Origin of the sequence: Pseudomonas sp. ICMP22404 (genome assembly GCF_006227205.1) — a bacterium.
In the GTDB taxonomy this organism is placed as follows: Bacteria; Pseudomonadota; Gammaproteobacteria; order Pseudomonadales; family Pseudomonadaceae; genus Aquipseudomonas.
This window is the reverse complement of the sequence record NZ_VCNG01000050.1, coordinates 1-944: the sequence shown is the minus strand read 5'-3', so window position 1 is coordinate 944 and position 944 is coordinate 1. Positions and strand designations below refer to the sequence as shown.

1 protein-coding gene is annotated in these 944 nt (G+C 67.2%); it reads right to left on the bottom strand.

The features are described 5' to 3' along the window. A partial coding sequence (locus tag FGE05_RS29580; RefSeq protein ID WP_139650431.1) for a condensation domain-containing protein occupies positions 1-944 on the bottom strand: 944 nt, incomplete at both ends.

Below are 944 nucleotides of genomic sequence, written 5' to 3'. Positions count from 1 at the left end.
TCGAACTGGGTGGTGCCGGTGGGCTGGGCCAGTGGGCTCAGGCTCAAGCCTGGCAATTCCAAAGCCTGGTCCTGTGGCGTGTTGCCGAGCACCAGCATGGCCTGGAACAGCGGGCTATGACCGAGGCTGCGCTCCGGTTGCAAGGCTTCGACCACTTGTTCGAACGGCAGGTCCTGATGGCCGTAGGCGTCGAGGGTGGTGGCTTTGATGCGTTCGAGCAACTGCTCGACAGGGCTGTCGGCTGGCACGTCGATGCGCAGGGCCAGGGTGTTGACGAAGAAGCCGATCAGCGCTTCGGTTTCACGCCGTGGACGGTTGGCGACGGGCGTGCCGACCACGACTTCCGCCTGATTGCTCAGGCGCGACAGCAGGATCGACCAGGCCCCCAGCAGGGTCATGAACGGGGTCAGGCCGCGCTGCTGGCTGAAGCGTCGCAGGCGCGCGCTCAGCGGTGCGGGCAGTTGCAGCGCCAGTGCGGCGCCCTGGTAGCTCTGCACCTGGGGCCGTGGGTGGTCGGCCGGCAGTTCCAGCAGCGCCGGGGCGCCGGTGAGATGCTCCTTCCAGAATTGCGTCTGGGCTTGCAGGCGTTCGCCTTGCAGGTGCTGTTGTTGCCAGGCGGCGTAGTCGGCGTATTGCAGGGCCAGGGGCGGTAACGGATCTTCGCGATCCTGGCTGAACGCCGCGTACAGCGCATTGAACTCACCGATCAGCACCGCCACCGACCAGCCGTCGGAGACGATGTGGTGCTGGGTCACCAGCAGGATGTGCTCGTCCTCGGCCATGCGCAGCAGGCGTCCGCGAATCAGCGGGCCGCTGCTCAGGTCGAATGCGGCGCGGGCTTCTTCCTGGGACAGCTGTTCAACGGCCGGTTGCCGGGCTTCGGGGGCCAGGGCTTGCAGGTCGTGCTCGACCAGGGCGAAGCCGATGTCGGCCGGGGCGAAACG